The organism is Wolbachia endosymbiont of Frankliniella intonsa (assembly GCF_029856955.1).
Lineage (GTDB): Bacteria > Pseudomonadota > Alphaproteobacteria > Rickettsiales > Anaplasmataceae > Wolbachia.
The window spans coordinates 606,660-618,463 of sequence record NZ_CP097148.1; the positions used below are offsets into that span (position 1 = coordinate 606,660).

General features: G+C 33.8%; 14 protein-coding genes and 2 pseudogenes. 6 read left to right on the top strand and 10 right to left on the bottom strand.

Translation table 11 applies throughout. From position 1 onward, the window contains the following. Positions 1 to 45 precede the first annotated feature (45 nt). Entirely contained in the window at positions 46 to 444 is a 399-nt protein-coding gene (locus M3L71_RS03395; RefSeq protein WP_265014947.1) for a DUF1284 domain-containing protein, read from the bottom strand. Continuing rightward, positions 441 to 968 (bottom strand): biotin transporter BioY, encoded by a 528-nt coding sequence (locus M3L71_RS03400; protein WP_349292710.1) that lies wholly within the window; start codon positions 966 to 968, stop codon positions 441 to 443. The genes M3L71_RS03395 and M3L71_RS03400 overlap by 4 nt, the downstream gene beginning before the upstream one ends. Positions 969 to 1,053: 85 nt before the next feature. On the opposite strand from M3L71_RS03400, the gene M3L71_RS03405 reads away from it, so the two are divergent. Continuing rightward, the gene (locus M3L71_RS03405) at positions 1,054 to 1,644 is read left to right on the top strand and encodes a nitroreductase family protein (RefSeq protein ID WP_280143995.1); all 591 of its coding nucleotides are present in this window, start codon (positions 1,054 to 1,056) and stop codon (positions 1,642 to 1,644) included. Between the two features lie 41 nt (positions 1,645 to 1,685). Here M3L71_RS03405 and M3L71_RS03410 read toward each other — a convergent pair whose 3' ends face one another. After that, entirely contained in the window at positions 1,686 to 2,051 is a 366-nt protein-coding gene (locus M3L71_RS03410; protein WP_280143996.1) for a glycoside hydrolase family 5 protein, read from the bottom strand. Further along, a pseudogene (locus tag M3L71_RS03415) lies at positions 2,026 to 3,029 on the bottom strand (IS630 family transposase). Before M3L71_RS03415 ends, M3L71_RS03410 begins: the two are co-directional and overlap by 26 nt. On the opposite strand from M3L71_RS03415, the gene M3L71_RS03420 reads away from it, so the two are divergent. Beyond that, a complete protein-coding gene (locus tag M3L71_RS03420) occupies positions 3,023 to 3,223 on the top strand; it encodes a hypothetical protein (RefSeq protein ID WP_280143997.1) in 201 nt (66 codons plus the stop codon). The pseudogene M3L71_RS03415 and the gene M3L71_RS03420 sit on opposite strands and share 7 nt — an antisense overlap. Before the next feature lie 116 nt (positions 3,224 to 3,339). Next, positions 3,340 to 4,450, top strand: a pseudogene (locus M3L71_RS03425) (IS3 family transposase). A gap of 307 nt (positions 4,451 to 4,757) precedes the next feature. Here M3L71_RS03425 and M3L71_RS03430 read toward each other — a convergent pair. The 4 genes from M3L71_RS03430 to secD all read right to left on the bottom strand — a co-directional run bounded on the left by M3L71_RS03430 (position 4,758) and on the right by secD (position 7,915). Beyond that, positions 4,758 to 5,003, bottom strand: coding sequence for a transposase (locus M3L71_RS03430; protein WP_280143999.1), 246 nt, complete (start codon positions 5,001 to 5,003; stop codon positions 4,758 to 4,760). Between the two features lie 157 nt (positions 5,004 to 5,160). After that, entirely contained in the window at positions 5,161 to 5,679 is a 519-nt protein-coding gene (locus M3L71_RS03435) for an IS630 family transposase (protein ID WP_349292731.1), read from the bottom strand. After that, complete coding sequence (locus M3L71_RS03440; RefSeq protein ID WP_280143348.1) at positions 5,658 to 6,035, bottom strand: IS630 transposase-related protein; 378 nt, start codon at positions 6,033 to 6,035, stop codon at positions 5,658 to 5,660. The genes M3L71_RS03435 and M3L71_RS03440 overlap by 22 nt, the downstream gene beginning before the upstream one ends. 365 nt (positions 6,036 to 6,400) lie before the next feature. After that, complete coding sequence (gene secD, locus M3L71_RS03445; protein ID WP_280144000.1) at positions 6,401 to 7,915, bottom strand: protein translocase subunit SecD; 1,515 nt, start codon at positions 7,913 to 7,915, stop codon at positions 6,401 to 6,403. Between the two features lie 296 nt (positions 7,916 to 8,211). On the opposite strand from secD, the gene M3L71_RS03450 reads away from it, so the two are divergent. After that, positions 8,212 to 9,070, top strand: a protein-coding gene (locus M3L71_RS03450; protein WP_280144001.1) for an IS630 family transposase whose coding sequence is annotated in 2 segments (ribosomal slippage) — positions 8,212 to 8,433 and positions 8,435 to 9,070 — 858 coding nt in all. Because the reading frame shifts where the segments join, the coding sequence is not laid out codon by codon here. On the opposite strand, the gene M3L71_RS03455 is transcribed toward M3L71_RS03450, so the two are convergent. Next, on the bottom strand, positions 9,043 to 9,312 hold the full coding sequence (locus M3L71_RS03455; RefSeq protein ID WP_280144002.1) for a hypothetical protein: 270 nt from the start codon (positions 9,310 to 9,312) through the stop codon (positions 9,043 to 9,045). The genes M3L71_RS03450 and M3L71_RS03455 overlap by 28 nt on opposite strands. Before the next feature lie 119 nt (positions 9,313 to 9,431). Between M3L71_RS03455 and hemC the strand changes: the two genes are divergently transcribed. After that, complete coding sequence (hemC, locus tag M3L71_RS03460) at positions 9,432 to 10,310, top strand: hydroxymethylbilane synthase (protein WP_280144003.1); 879 nt, start codon at positions 9,432 to 9,434, stop codon at positions 10,308 to 10,310. Beyond that, a complete protein-coding gene (murB, locus tag M3L71_RS03465; protein WP_280144004.1) occupies positions 10,301 to 11,185 on the top strand; it encodes a UDP-N-acetylmuramate dehydrogenase in 885 nt (294 codons plus the stop codon). The genes hemC and murB overlap by 10 nt, the downstream gene beginning before the upstream one ends. On the opposite strand, the gene M3L71_RS03470 is transcribed toward murB, so the two are convergent. Continuing rightward, entirely contained in the window at positions 11,174 to 11,689 is a 516-nt protein-coding gene (locus M3L71_RS03470) for a hypothetical protein (protein ID WP_280144005.1), read from the bottom strand. The two genes, murB and M3L71_RS03470, sit on opposite strands and share 12 nt — an antisense overlap. Positions 11,690 to 11,804 lie beyond the last annotated feature (115 nt).

Below are 11,804 nucleotides of genomic sequence, written 5' to 3' on the forward strand. Positions count from 1 at the left end.
TTACTTATCTAATATAATAACAAAGATATTATTAATTGGCAGATACTATTTAGAATGAGTTAAAAGAGCACTTCTACACATTCCATATGGTTGCCAATTACACTCCTCACATGCGTAGTCAAATTTCTCTAAAGACATTTTCTTTCTAATTCTTTTTAATGCTTTACTCCAGGTCAAAATCTCGCCAATTTTTATTCCTAAAATTTCCATATGCCTTCTATCTAGCTCTAAAACTTTAGCTTGTGTGGTACATTTACCTTGTTTAGTCTGGTTTGGGCAAACACTACAAATAGTGTCAAGATTATCAACTACTTCGATTTTAGTATTAGGATCACTAATTACTTTACTTGCTATCTTTTTGTAATTTTCTACAAAGCTCTGAGAATATCCATACCCTTGAAATGCAAGAGTGCACATAAAATGATGAGGACGAAACCTTATCACTTTTTCAAATACTCCAAAGCTGCTACAAGTAGAAAAATTTTTACCAAACCAGGAAGGATGAATGGTAAAACACCTACCATTATTGCTTGTTTCAGACCCACGTAAATAGTAAGCCAACTAATACCACAAATAAAGATTACGAGTGTACCCGCCAGACAACTTAAAGAATTACACATAAATGATTTATATTTAGACTTAAGTAATTCATTTACTCTGCTCATTACTACAACAGCAACTAAACAGCCAATCAAATATCCACCTGTTGGCCCGAGAAAAATGTGATAACCACTAGAAAAATTCGCAAAAACAGTAAATCCTGCTGCACCAAGTGATAGATATGTAAGCACAGAATAGAATGCTGTTCTGCGGTTAAATTTAAGCCCAATAAGCATTACTCCTAAAGTTTGCAATGTGATAGGCACAGGATGCAATGGTATGCTTATTTGAGCCATCAAGAATAAAAGTAAAACGCAAGACAATATTTGAGCCAGTGTTGATCTGCTGCTAGATTGTGTTATAAACATACTTTCCCAATAAAAATAACTTATTAAATGTCATATATGTGTATGAGAGGTTTTGCAATTTAAATTTTGCTCATATTGTGCTACAATGAATTATTTATGCACTATTAAACTAAAAATGATGAGTAAACAAGATATATTATCGTTGATGAAAGCAAGACACAGCGGACGTTCATACGATCCTACAAGAGCAATATCTCAGGAAGACATGGATATTTTAATGGAAGCTGTAAGGCTGACTCCCTCATGTTTTGGTGATGAACCCTGGAGATACGTAATATGCAACAAACAGAACAATCAAAGCGCATGGGAAAAGCTGCTAAATTGCCTTGATGAATCTAATCAAAAGTGGGCAAAAGATGCACAAATACTAATTATATCTCTAAGCGCTAAGAATTTCCGTAAATCTGACAAAGGTGAAAATTTTTGGGCTAATCACGATACTGGTGCAGCAAATTATGCACTTATGCTACAGGCTGCAGCTATGAACTTAATGGCTCATCAAATGGGTGGATTTGATAGAGATAAAATAGTAGAAAAATTCAACATATCCGATGATTTTAATGTAATGTCAGTGATAGCGGTTGGTTACGAAGAAGATGGCGCTGAAACAAGTAAGAAAAAAAGAAGACCAATAGAAGAAATATTTTTTTATGATGAGTGGCCAAAAACTAGTTAACTTACTTTGACCACCCCTCTCTCAATACCTTAAAAATAGGATTATCTGGTAAGTAATTTTTTTTTCATTGTACCTTTTTCAATTGCTTGCCAGTCTTTCCACGAAAGCTTCTCGTTTCCAAGTTCATAGTCCATACCTTCCCACACGTCTTCACGAAAACCATAAACAGCAAAGTGCCAATTATATTCATTAAAAATAGAAGTAAGATCTCGAAAATAGTTCTCTAATCCTTTTGAACAGCGATGCCCGCCAAACTCTCCAACAAAGATCTTATAATTTGGTATATTATATTTCTCTTGGAAAACTTTGACTGGTTCTATATATGATCTGAGTGTATTGCTATTCCAGTACTCTGTTTTATTTGTGTCATACCAAAATCCATTACTGACGGAACAAATAAGAAACATTACAAACTCGTTTAATAGTAGTACTGGAAATATTGACAATAAAATTACACAAAACATCTTCAAGTAAACCTATGGTATCGTAGATACTATTGCGTAAAGTATTGTATTTGATATATTGCCACAACCTTTCAACAGGATTCAGTTCCGGTGAATAAGGAGGCAAGTATATGATGGTAATGTTTTCCTGAATTTTCAAACTTTTTGATCTATGCCAACTTGCACAATCCATTACAAGAAAGGCTTCTTTCGTGCCTAAATCTTTCGACATCTGCTCCAGAAATATATTCATACAATCAGTGTTTACATATGGAGCAAGTAGGCTAATTTTCTTACCACTTCTTGGATTTACCGCACTTTAGATATAGAAATTTTGTCTACCAATTTTCATTTTAACCTGCGTTCTGACCCCTTTTAAACCATCCGTGTCCGATTTTTGAATGAGTCCCAAATCGTGATTCATCAAAAAAACACCTCCCTTTTAGGGTGGAAATTGACTATTTTATTGAAGTATCTTTTAAACTCTTCTTGCTTGTTTTTATCTTGTTTATGGTCCATTGGCCTCGGTGTTATGTAAGAAAATTTCATCCTTTGTATCTCACGGTGCACTGTTGATTTGCTGATGTTTAGGGCAAATTCCTCTGAGATTTTTATTTGTACTTCCTTAATAGTAATATTTGGATTTCTTTCTACCCATATTTCAATTTGCTCACGTTGATTTTTGTTTAATTTGCTTTTTCTTCTCCGCTGAAACGGGGCAAATAATTTTTCTACTCTACCAAATTTTAGATGCTTTATCCATTCAGTCAAAGCAGTCCTTGAAATTTTACATATTCTTGCCACAGCGCTTATACTACTTTCTTTTCCTGCTATCACCGCTTGTAACTTTTTTGAAACATATGCGTTATTTCTTACCTTTTTTAACATTTCTTTCGCTAAATTTACAACTCTTTCGTCTAATAGTTTTGACCTTAATGCCATTTATACCTCGCTATTTCACTTACTCTAGTATGACTTTTTCCCCATTATTCTCTATCTGTTCTTTCTATAGCGGGAATTGGTATCAGCAGAACAAATATATCCTGGATAGAAAAATTTCCCCTGGTTTAGTTTTAAATTTGTATAAACAAAAGGCTCGTATATGTGAAATGAATAAAGAACATTGTGATCATTAAGTGGTTTTAATTTATCGAAAGCCTGAGGATCGCCATAACTACTGCTGTCTATAATGCACCCCATAAACTAGACAAAAAAATGGTTGATCCGAGTAGGAAGGTAAAGGGGTAAAAGAATGGAAACAAAAAAATATGAACCAGAGTTAAAAGCAAAGATAGCTTTGGAAGCAATAAAAAATCAAAAAAGCACAGCTGAGATATGTAGTGAATATAAAATACCATCAACAAATCTATATGATTGGCGTGATAGAGTATTGGCAAGGTTAAAAGACCTATTTGTTGAAGAAAGTGAAAGTGCGAGAAAACAAAGAATCTTAGCGCAAGAAATAGAAAGTTTACATAAAGTAATAGGAGAATTGACAGTGGAAAATAGCTATTTGAAAAAAATTACTGAAATAAGCAAAAGATAGAGTAAGGTTTATAGAAAAAGATTCTGATCTGTCAATTAGGAAACATGCTGATTTATTGGGGATTTGCAGATCTAGCCTATATTATAGGCCTATAATTAATAACGAAAGTGAAGTAGCAAATTTGATTCAAGAAGTATATTTGGCTTCTGATTGCCGTTATGGATATCGTAAAATTACTGCTGAAATCATAGCGAGTGGGGTAGTAGTCAATCGCAAAAAAATCTTAAGAATTATGAAAAAAATGAAGATTAGTGGGCTGTATTGTAGAAAAAGATGTAATACAAGTATTAAAGAAAAAAAGCATAAAATATATCCTTATCTACTCAAAGATTTGATTATTTGTAGAGTTAATCAGGTATGGGCTACTGATATAACATATATTATGGTAGAAGGTAAGTTTGTCTATTTTGTGGCAATAATGGACTTGTATAGTCGCTATATTATTGCTCATTCATTATCACCATATCTCGATGCTGGATTTTGCCTTTATACTCTCAAAGAAGCTCTAAAACAAGGTAAACATGAGATTTTTAATAGTGATCAAGGGGTACAGTTTACTTGCTACAACTTTATTACGGAATTAGAGCATGCTAATATTAAAATCAGTATGGACCATAAAGGACGTTGCTTCGACAATATATTTGTTGAGCGCTTATGGAGAACTTTAAAGCAAGAAGCTATATATTATTATAGACCAAATAGTATCAGAGATTTGAATCTTATAATAAATGACTTTGTTGGTTGGTATAACTATAGAAGGCTACATCAGACTCTAAATTATAAAGTTCCTGCTGATCTTTATTATCATAAACAGTAAATGAATATATTGATAAATACTTTAAATGTGTGTCGACGTATTTATCAACATATTCATTTTAAAAATCGGATCACTTTAAAAAAATGGTCTAGACAAATGGGTGCACTATACTAGTATGACTTTTTTCCCCATTATTCTCTATCTGTTCTTTCTATAGCGGGAATTGGTATAAGATTTGCCCGAGCACTAAAAAACAAAATCAATAGCCTAATTAATATTGGGCCAAAAGGTTTGTAGAGCCTTTCTTATGTCGTGCTTGATCAGAATCGGGTTTAAATCTTGCGATTATGGAGGCAAGAACAAAATTTTACACCCAATATTTTCTATCAAATTTTTTGTCCTTGCAGATTCTCGCATTGTCGAGAACAATAGTCTGTCCAGGTTTAAATACAGGGACAAGTACATTTTCTACATAAGCATCAAAAATCTCGCTGTTGCAGTAGCCATCAATTATCCATGGTGCTTTAACTTTTCCTTCATTCAGTGCTCCAATTATGCTTACCCTCTTTCTTTTAAACCTTGGGCAAATAACCTCTTTCCTCTTTGAGACCAACCATATTCATAAAATTCATTATCCTCTATTCCAGACTCATCTATGTATATCAAGTTTCCTTTATTTATTTCTTCTACTTTTTTTATGAACTCTTTGCGTTTCTCTTTATCTCTTTCTCGATAAAGAAAAGTTTTTTTTATATGTATAGTTTACTTTGCTAAGGTATAGTATTTTCTAAAATGAATGGATAAATTTCCATTATGGTATTACCAACCAAAAGTTGTAAGTCTGTACATTTATACATTAGAGGTCTGAGGCGGCTTTTGATGGTATGCCAACAGTGTTCTATGGGATTCAAATCTGGTGAATATGTTGGAAGATACAGCACATGAAAGCCAAAAGACTCTATTAATGATTTTGTTTTAGTGGTCTTATGAAATGTAGCATTATCCATAACTATGGTTGTGCCAAGTGGCAATTTAGGTAATAACATCTTCTCCAACAATATATTGAATACCTCTTTTTCACACCCACCTTTGAAAGTCATTGGTGCAATAAATCTCATTCCAATCCACCCGGCTACTATACTGATTCTCTCTCGAGTTCTCCCTGGAATATCTGCATAAATTTTCTTTCCTCTTGGAGCACGTCCATATTCTCGGTATAACTTATTATCAACTCCTGCTTCATCTATATATAAGATGCTGGAATGTTCTATTTTTGAGATTTTATCAATAAATTGCTGCCTATCTTCTTGATTGCGCTCTTGATATAGTGTGACTTTTTTAAAGTAATTTTTAGCTGTTTTAGTCTATACCAAATTGAATTTATTCCAAATCCAAGATTTTGTTTCATCTCTGCCAGAGTATGATCTGGATTCTTTGTAACATATTCTTCGAGTATTTTTGGGTCTATTTTTCGAATAAAGCTACCGTTTTTAGATGGCTTTAAGCTTTCACCAGCAGCTTTCTTTTTTAACCAGCGGTACAGAGTTGCTATTCCTATCTCCATGAGCTCTGCTATCTCAACCTTTGTCTTCCCTTTTTCTATCATCAATACTGCCTTTTCCCTTAAATCCACACTATATGCCATTATAACTCAAATACTTTATTATACCTTTATCATTTGCTTTGGGAAATACTATAGTTATATACTGTGCTTCTACACATATTACCAAATTCTTCAATTATCTTTTCAATTCCAATATCCTGATTTCCATTCAGAAATTTGATAAATCTATTCATATCTTTAATCTTATGGCCATATCCTTTGTGATAGCCTGAAGATGGTTTCTGTTTCTTTTTTCCTTTTCCTCCACTATATTGGTTTTATGCTCACTAAATTGGTGAGCATGTTACAACGTTTTTGACGACGAAAAGACTGGATAACTACTTTCATGACAACCATTTAGTTGTCTTTTCTCGTCTATCTTATTTTGTCACTCTGCTGAACAGATACTAAAGTACTAGCTTTTGTGGGTTGATGCACAATTCTATCAGAAGTTTTGTGACTATAATTGCAGAAAACATCGAGCACAGGATTCCTATCGATAAAGTGACAGAAAACCCTCTAATTGCTCCGCTACCAATAATGAACATTATTCCTGCAGCAATAAGTGTAGTGAGATTTGAATCAAGAATTGTTTTTATTGCGTTTTTAAATCCTTCTTCAATGGCACGAGCTGTTCTTTTTCCTGCTCTTATTTCTTCGCGGATGCGTTCAAATATTAAAACATTTGCATCCACTGACATGCCAACAGTTAGCGCAATTCCAGCAATTCCAGGGAGAGTAATAGTTGCTTCAAGTAAGGTAAGAATGAGTAGTATAGAGATTACATTAAAAACGAGTGCAACAGACGCTAATAAGCCTAATTTGCCGTAAGTAATGATTATAGATAAACCAACGGCTATGATAGAGATTATTGCTGCAATTTCTCCTGCTTTTATTGACTCTTCTCCAAGGCTTGGACCAATGTTTTTTTCTTCAATTATTTTAAGTGGTGCAGGTAGTGCACCTGATTTTAAAAGTATTGCAAGTTCACTCGCTTGTTTTTCAGTGAAATTACCGCTAATTTCTCCCTCTCCATTTAGAATAGGTTCACGTATTGTTGGTACAGTTAAGACTGTGTTATCTAAAACAATTGCAAAAGGCTTTCCTACATTTTCTTTAGTAATTTTTGCAAATTTTTTACTTGCTATGCTGTCGAATTTGAAATGTACTGTTGGTTTACCTAAATTGCCAAATCTAACTGATGCGTTAACTAATGAATCACCGCCTATTTCAGTTTTGCGGAATATCGGGTAGGAATTACCCAAAGAATCCTTGAGCATAATCGTAGTGTCATGATCGATATCTTGCATTTTAGCTACATTGGTGTTTGCCAAATGGAAGGCCAGCTTGGCTGTTTTGCCAAGCAGAGATTTTATCTGCTGAGTGTCTTCTACTCCAGGAACTTGGACTAATATCTTATTTTGTCCTTGTTTTTGCACACTTACTTCCTTAGTACCAAGCTTATCTAAGCGTCTTTGAACATTAACTATTGACTCTGAAACTACTTCATTGATTAATGAATTCTTATAATGCGGTTTATATGAAATGAAAATTGCAGTATTTTTTCTACTCAATTCTAAATTTGGGTTTATTTTATGTATTAACGTTGAAACTTTTTTGTAATCATCAATATTATTTAAAGTTACAACCACTTGTTTATCGTTTTTTGCGCTAAATTCAATCTTTTGTGTTAACAGACCTTCTTTTATTTCATCGGTTAGCATGCTTAGTTTCTCTTTGAAGTAAAAATCTAAGTCTACATTTAGAAGCAGAGATGATCCACCTTTCAGGTCAAGCCCTAAATTTATTCTCTTTTTTGAGGTAAAGAACTTATTATCAATAAAATTTGGCAGTATTATATATAAGGACAGCAAAAAAATTAGTAACACTGAAAGAGATTTAACTATTATCTTGTTTGGCATAAATTTAAACTATATTAGTGCATTGTAGACCGAATAGTTGCTAATCACAAGCACCTAAAAGATTAGGACCGCCTAAAGCCCTGATCTATAATTGATGGTCTGCGTTTGTTTTTCTAAAATATCATTATAAATCCATGAATGAGGTTCAGAGGTAGCTTTAAGATTCTCTATTTGTTTATTTTTTCTAATGCTATCAATCGGAAGGTAAATGCATAAACCAAGTATTGAGAAAGTATAGCTCTTTTCATAATGGTCCAAACGGTTTAAAATAAGAGTTTATAGTAGTGAAGGTAAGTATGCCAGCAGCATATAGTTATGATTTAAGAAAAAAAGCAATGGAGGTACTAGACGAAGGGGAAAGCAGAGAAACGGTAGCAGCAAGATTTAAAATTGGAAGAACTACATTATGGGAGTGGCAGCAAAGAAAAAAAGAAACAGGAGATTTTCAGTCGAAAAAACTTGGAAATGGAGGTTATAATCATAAAATTACCGACTGGAATAAATTTACTGAATTTGCCAAAAAAACATGGTGGAAAAACTCTATCGGAAATGGCTAAGCTTTGGAGTAATGTTAGTATCCCAACGATTCATCTAGCTCTTAAAAAATTGGACTCACACGCAAAAAAGACATATGGATACAAAGAAAGGAATGAAGAAAAACGTGCTGAATTTTTGAAAATTATAGCAACGAAAGAACCTCAAAACTTAGTATATATAGATGAATCTGGTATTGATAATACCGAAGACTATCCCTATGGATATTCTCAGAAAGGACAGCGATTTTATGCCCTAAAATCTGGAAAGAAAACTCAACGAATTAGCATGATTGCAGCTCTAAATAGTAGAAAAATAGTTGTTCCGTTAACATTTGAGGGCCATTGTAATATGGATATCTTTAATAAATGGTTTGAGCAGTTTTTGACACCTATTTTGGAACCTGGACAAACTGTTATCCTTGATAATGCTACTTTTCATAAGTCTAATAAGATTACTGAACTTGCTAAAGAAGTTGGTGCTGAAATTTTGTATCTTCCTACGTATTCCCCAGATTTCAATAAAATTGAGCATCATTGGTTTGCTATAAAAAATAGAGCTAGGAAAAACATCCCTCTATTCACATCTTTTCGTCATGCTGTTGATTCTGCTTTTCTATGAACTTTCCGGACTATTATGAAAAGAGCTATAACTATGGTAGCTGTTATGTGAATAGCAAGAAATTCACTATAACTTGGATCTTTCCAACCGAGAGGACTAGATAGAGAAGGATGAGAGGAAAATCTGGGAATTGCTACTACTGAACTTAATGATGTTAGAATAATAGCGACAGTGGCACCTACAAGAGGTAAAATATTCTTTTTATTAAATCTGCCATTAGAATCTTTTAAAATATCAAACATACATACTCGTCGATTACTAAATGTTCGTGATACTATGCACTAATTATAAAGTATTCAATAACTAAACTGGAGATAATAAAAAATGGACATAGAATATAGACATATAATATGAAGGATATATGCTAGTTAAAATAGGTACGAGAGGAAGCGACCTTGCGATCATCCAAGCTTTGGAAGCAAAACAAAGATTATTAGAGTCTTTTCCTAATCTATCCGTTGAGATCATTAAAATCAAAACTTCTGGTGATAAATATGCTAATGTAACCCTTGCTGAAATAGGAGGTAAAGGACTGTTCCTCAGGGAGATTGAGGCTGAATTACTCAAAAATAATATAGATATGGCGGTTCATTCGCTAAAAGATGTACCTGCGTTTTTCTCGAAGGACTTAACAATTCCTTGTGTTTTAGAGAGGATAAGTCCATGTGATGTATTTATTTCTCATAAATATAAGAGCCTAAAAACTTTGCCACAGCAGGCTACAATTGCAACTTCTTCAATAAGAAGAAAAGTTCAGCTGTTAAATCTCAGGCCAGACTTAAATGTAGTGACACTGCGTGGAAATGTGACAACTAGACTGCAAAATCAGAATTTTGATGGAATGATTTTAGCTGAAGCAGGGCTGATAAGATTAAAAAAATATCACTTAATTACAGAGTTATTGCCACCAAAAGTCATGTTAAGCGCAGTAGGGCAGGGGGCAATTTGCATTCAATGCCGAAAGAATGATATAAAAGTTATCGATCTTTTAGAGAAAATTAATAATAATATGTCTTTTATAAGGGCAAAATCAGAGCGCAGTTTCATGAAGACAGTAAATGGTTCATGCTTTACACCGCTTGCAGCTTTAGCAGAATATGTGAGTGAAAACATGCTACATCTTTATTGTATGTTAGCGGGCGAGAGAGTTATATACTTTACTGAACGCACTTCGTTTGTAGAAGATGCAGAAAAAATGGGTATGGATGCAGGATTAGAGTTAAAATCAAAATGCTTATAAGCTTACCTAAAGTATGTGGAATCTACCGTTATAATGTTTCAATGTCTAAAATGACTTGGTTAAATGTTGGTGGCCAAGCTGATGTACTATTTAAGCCACGTGACATTGAAGATCTAATGTGCTTGATAAAAGATGCGGAGTTACCAATTAGCGTTATCGGTGCAACATCCAACATAATAATTCGAGATAGTGGCATTCGAGGAATAACGGTGAAATTAGGCAAGGAATTTGCGTATATTAAATGTAAAGATAATAGCTCCATAGTTGCAGGTGGTGCTGCACTGCTTAGTAACCTTGCCTACTTTGCAGGGGAACAGCAAATTAGTGGGCTTGAGTTTCTTGCTGGAATTCCAGGAACAGTTGGCGGTGGAATAGAAATGAATGCAGGTGCATATGGTAGTAATATCGCAAGTGTTGTACAATCCATAAAAGCAGTAAACCTAGAGGATGGAAACCTATATGAGTTCTCCAGCGAAGAAATGGGATATTTTTATCGTGGACATAGTCTAAAAGGCAGGTGGATTTTTATTGAAGCCGAATTTAAAGGAGTAAGTTCAGAGTATGAGCTTATATTTCAAAGATTGAAAGAAGTTATTGATAAAAAAAATAAAAGCCAACCAGTAAGAGGAAAAACTGCTGGTTGTATATTCAAAAATCCAATAGGCTGCAAGGCATGGAAACTGATTGATGAATCTGGCTGCCGAGGATTAGATAATGGTGTAGCTAAAATTTCTAAGAAACATTGTAATTTTCTACTCAATTACAATAATGCAACTGCACTTGACTTAGAAAACCTTGGCAACAGAGTACAAGATGCAGTGAAAGATAAATTTAACATTGAACTTGAGTGGGAGATAAGGGTTTTAGGTAGCTAAATTTATAGTTGTATCTCTTGGCTGTTCAACGCTATCTATTTGTAAAGTCTCCTTATTGTTATCATTTGATGCAGTATGGTTGTTATTCTTTTCCTGCGAAAAAAAGGTTCCTTTTACTTTTTCAACTATAGGTGGTAGATATATCATTGCAAGCACTGTTAGGGTTGGTACAGCAAGTCCTATTATTGCACCAAGGTTAGCTGCTGAGTTTATATCTAGCTTTATACCAGGAACAGCATTTATAGCTGCACTTAGAACAATTCCGATTACTACCTGAGGAATAAATAGTATACTGAATAACTTAAATAACTCTAAGTCTGAATCTCGATCAGCGAATATGGACATGAACAACGCAATGAGTATAGAAATAAATGCTGCAGAAACAACAGTAGCAATGCTGCCTATAATAAGAGGAGATAAAGGTGCACTTAATGCATAACATACAAGACCTGTTGTAGCACCTGTAAGCGCTCCTATTGGTACTCCTATTGCCTCTCCTATCATAGCTGGTATAAATAATACATCAGTTATTAAATTTGGCATATTTTAAAAACTTAACCAATAATAGAATATTCACTATTTTTCTCTTATTTGTCAAGTTATCTTAACCTAATTCCAA

Excerpts from the sequence above, each read along its gene's own strand:
- murB (WP_280144004.1), top strand. The coding sequence starts at position 10,301 with ATGCTTATAAGCTTACCTAAAGTATGTGGAATCTACCGTTATAATGTT.
- M3L71_RS03405 (WP_280143995.1), top strand. The coding sequence starts at position 1,054 with ATGAATTATTTATGCACTATTAAACTAAAAATGATGAGTAAACAAGAT.
- M3L71_RS03455 (WP_280144002.1), bottom strand. The coding sequence starts at position 9,312 with ATGTTTGATATTTTAAAAGATTCTAATGGCAGATTTAATAAAAAGAAT.
- M3L71_RS03470 (WP_280144005.1), bottom strand. The coding sequence starts at position 11,689 with ATGATAGGAGAGGCAATAGGAGTACCAATAGGAGCGCTTACAGGTGCT.
- M3L71_RS03420 (WP_280143997.1), top strand. The coding sequence starts at position 3,023 with ATGCCATTTATACCTCGCTATTTCACTTACTCTAGTATGACTTTTTCC.
- M3L71_RS03410 (WP_280143996.1), bottom strand. The coding sequence starts at position 2,051 with ATGTTTCTTATTTGTTCCGTCAGTAATGGATTTTGGTATGACACAAAT.
- M3L71_RS03440 (WP_280143348.1), bottom strand. The coding sequence starts at position 6,035 with ATGGCATATAGTGTGGATTTAAGGGAAAAGGCAGTATTGATGATAGAA.
- hemC (WP_280144003.1), top strand. The coding sequence starts at position 9,432 with ATGCTAGTTAAAATAGGTACGAGAGGAAGCGACCTTGCGATCATCCAA.
- secD (WP_280144000.1), bottom strand. The coding sequence starts at position 7,915 with ATGCCAAACAAGATAATAGTTAAATCTCTTTCAGTGTTACTAATTTTT.
- M3L71_RS03400 (WP_349292710.1), bottom strand. The coding sequence starts at position 968 with ATGTTTATAACACAATCTAGCAGCAGATCAACACTGGCTCAAATATTG.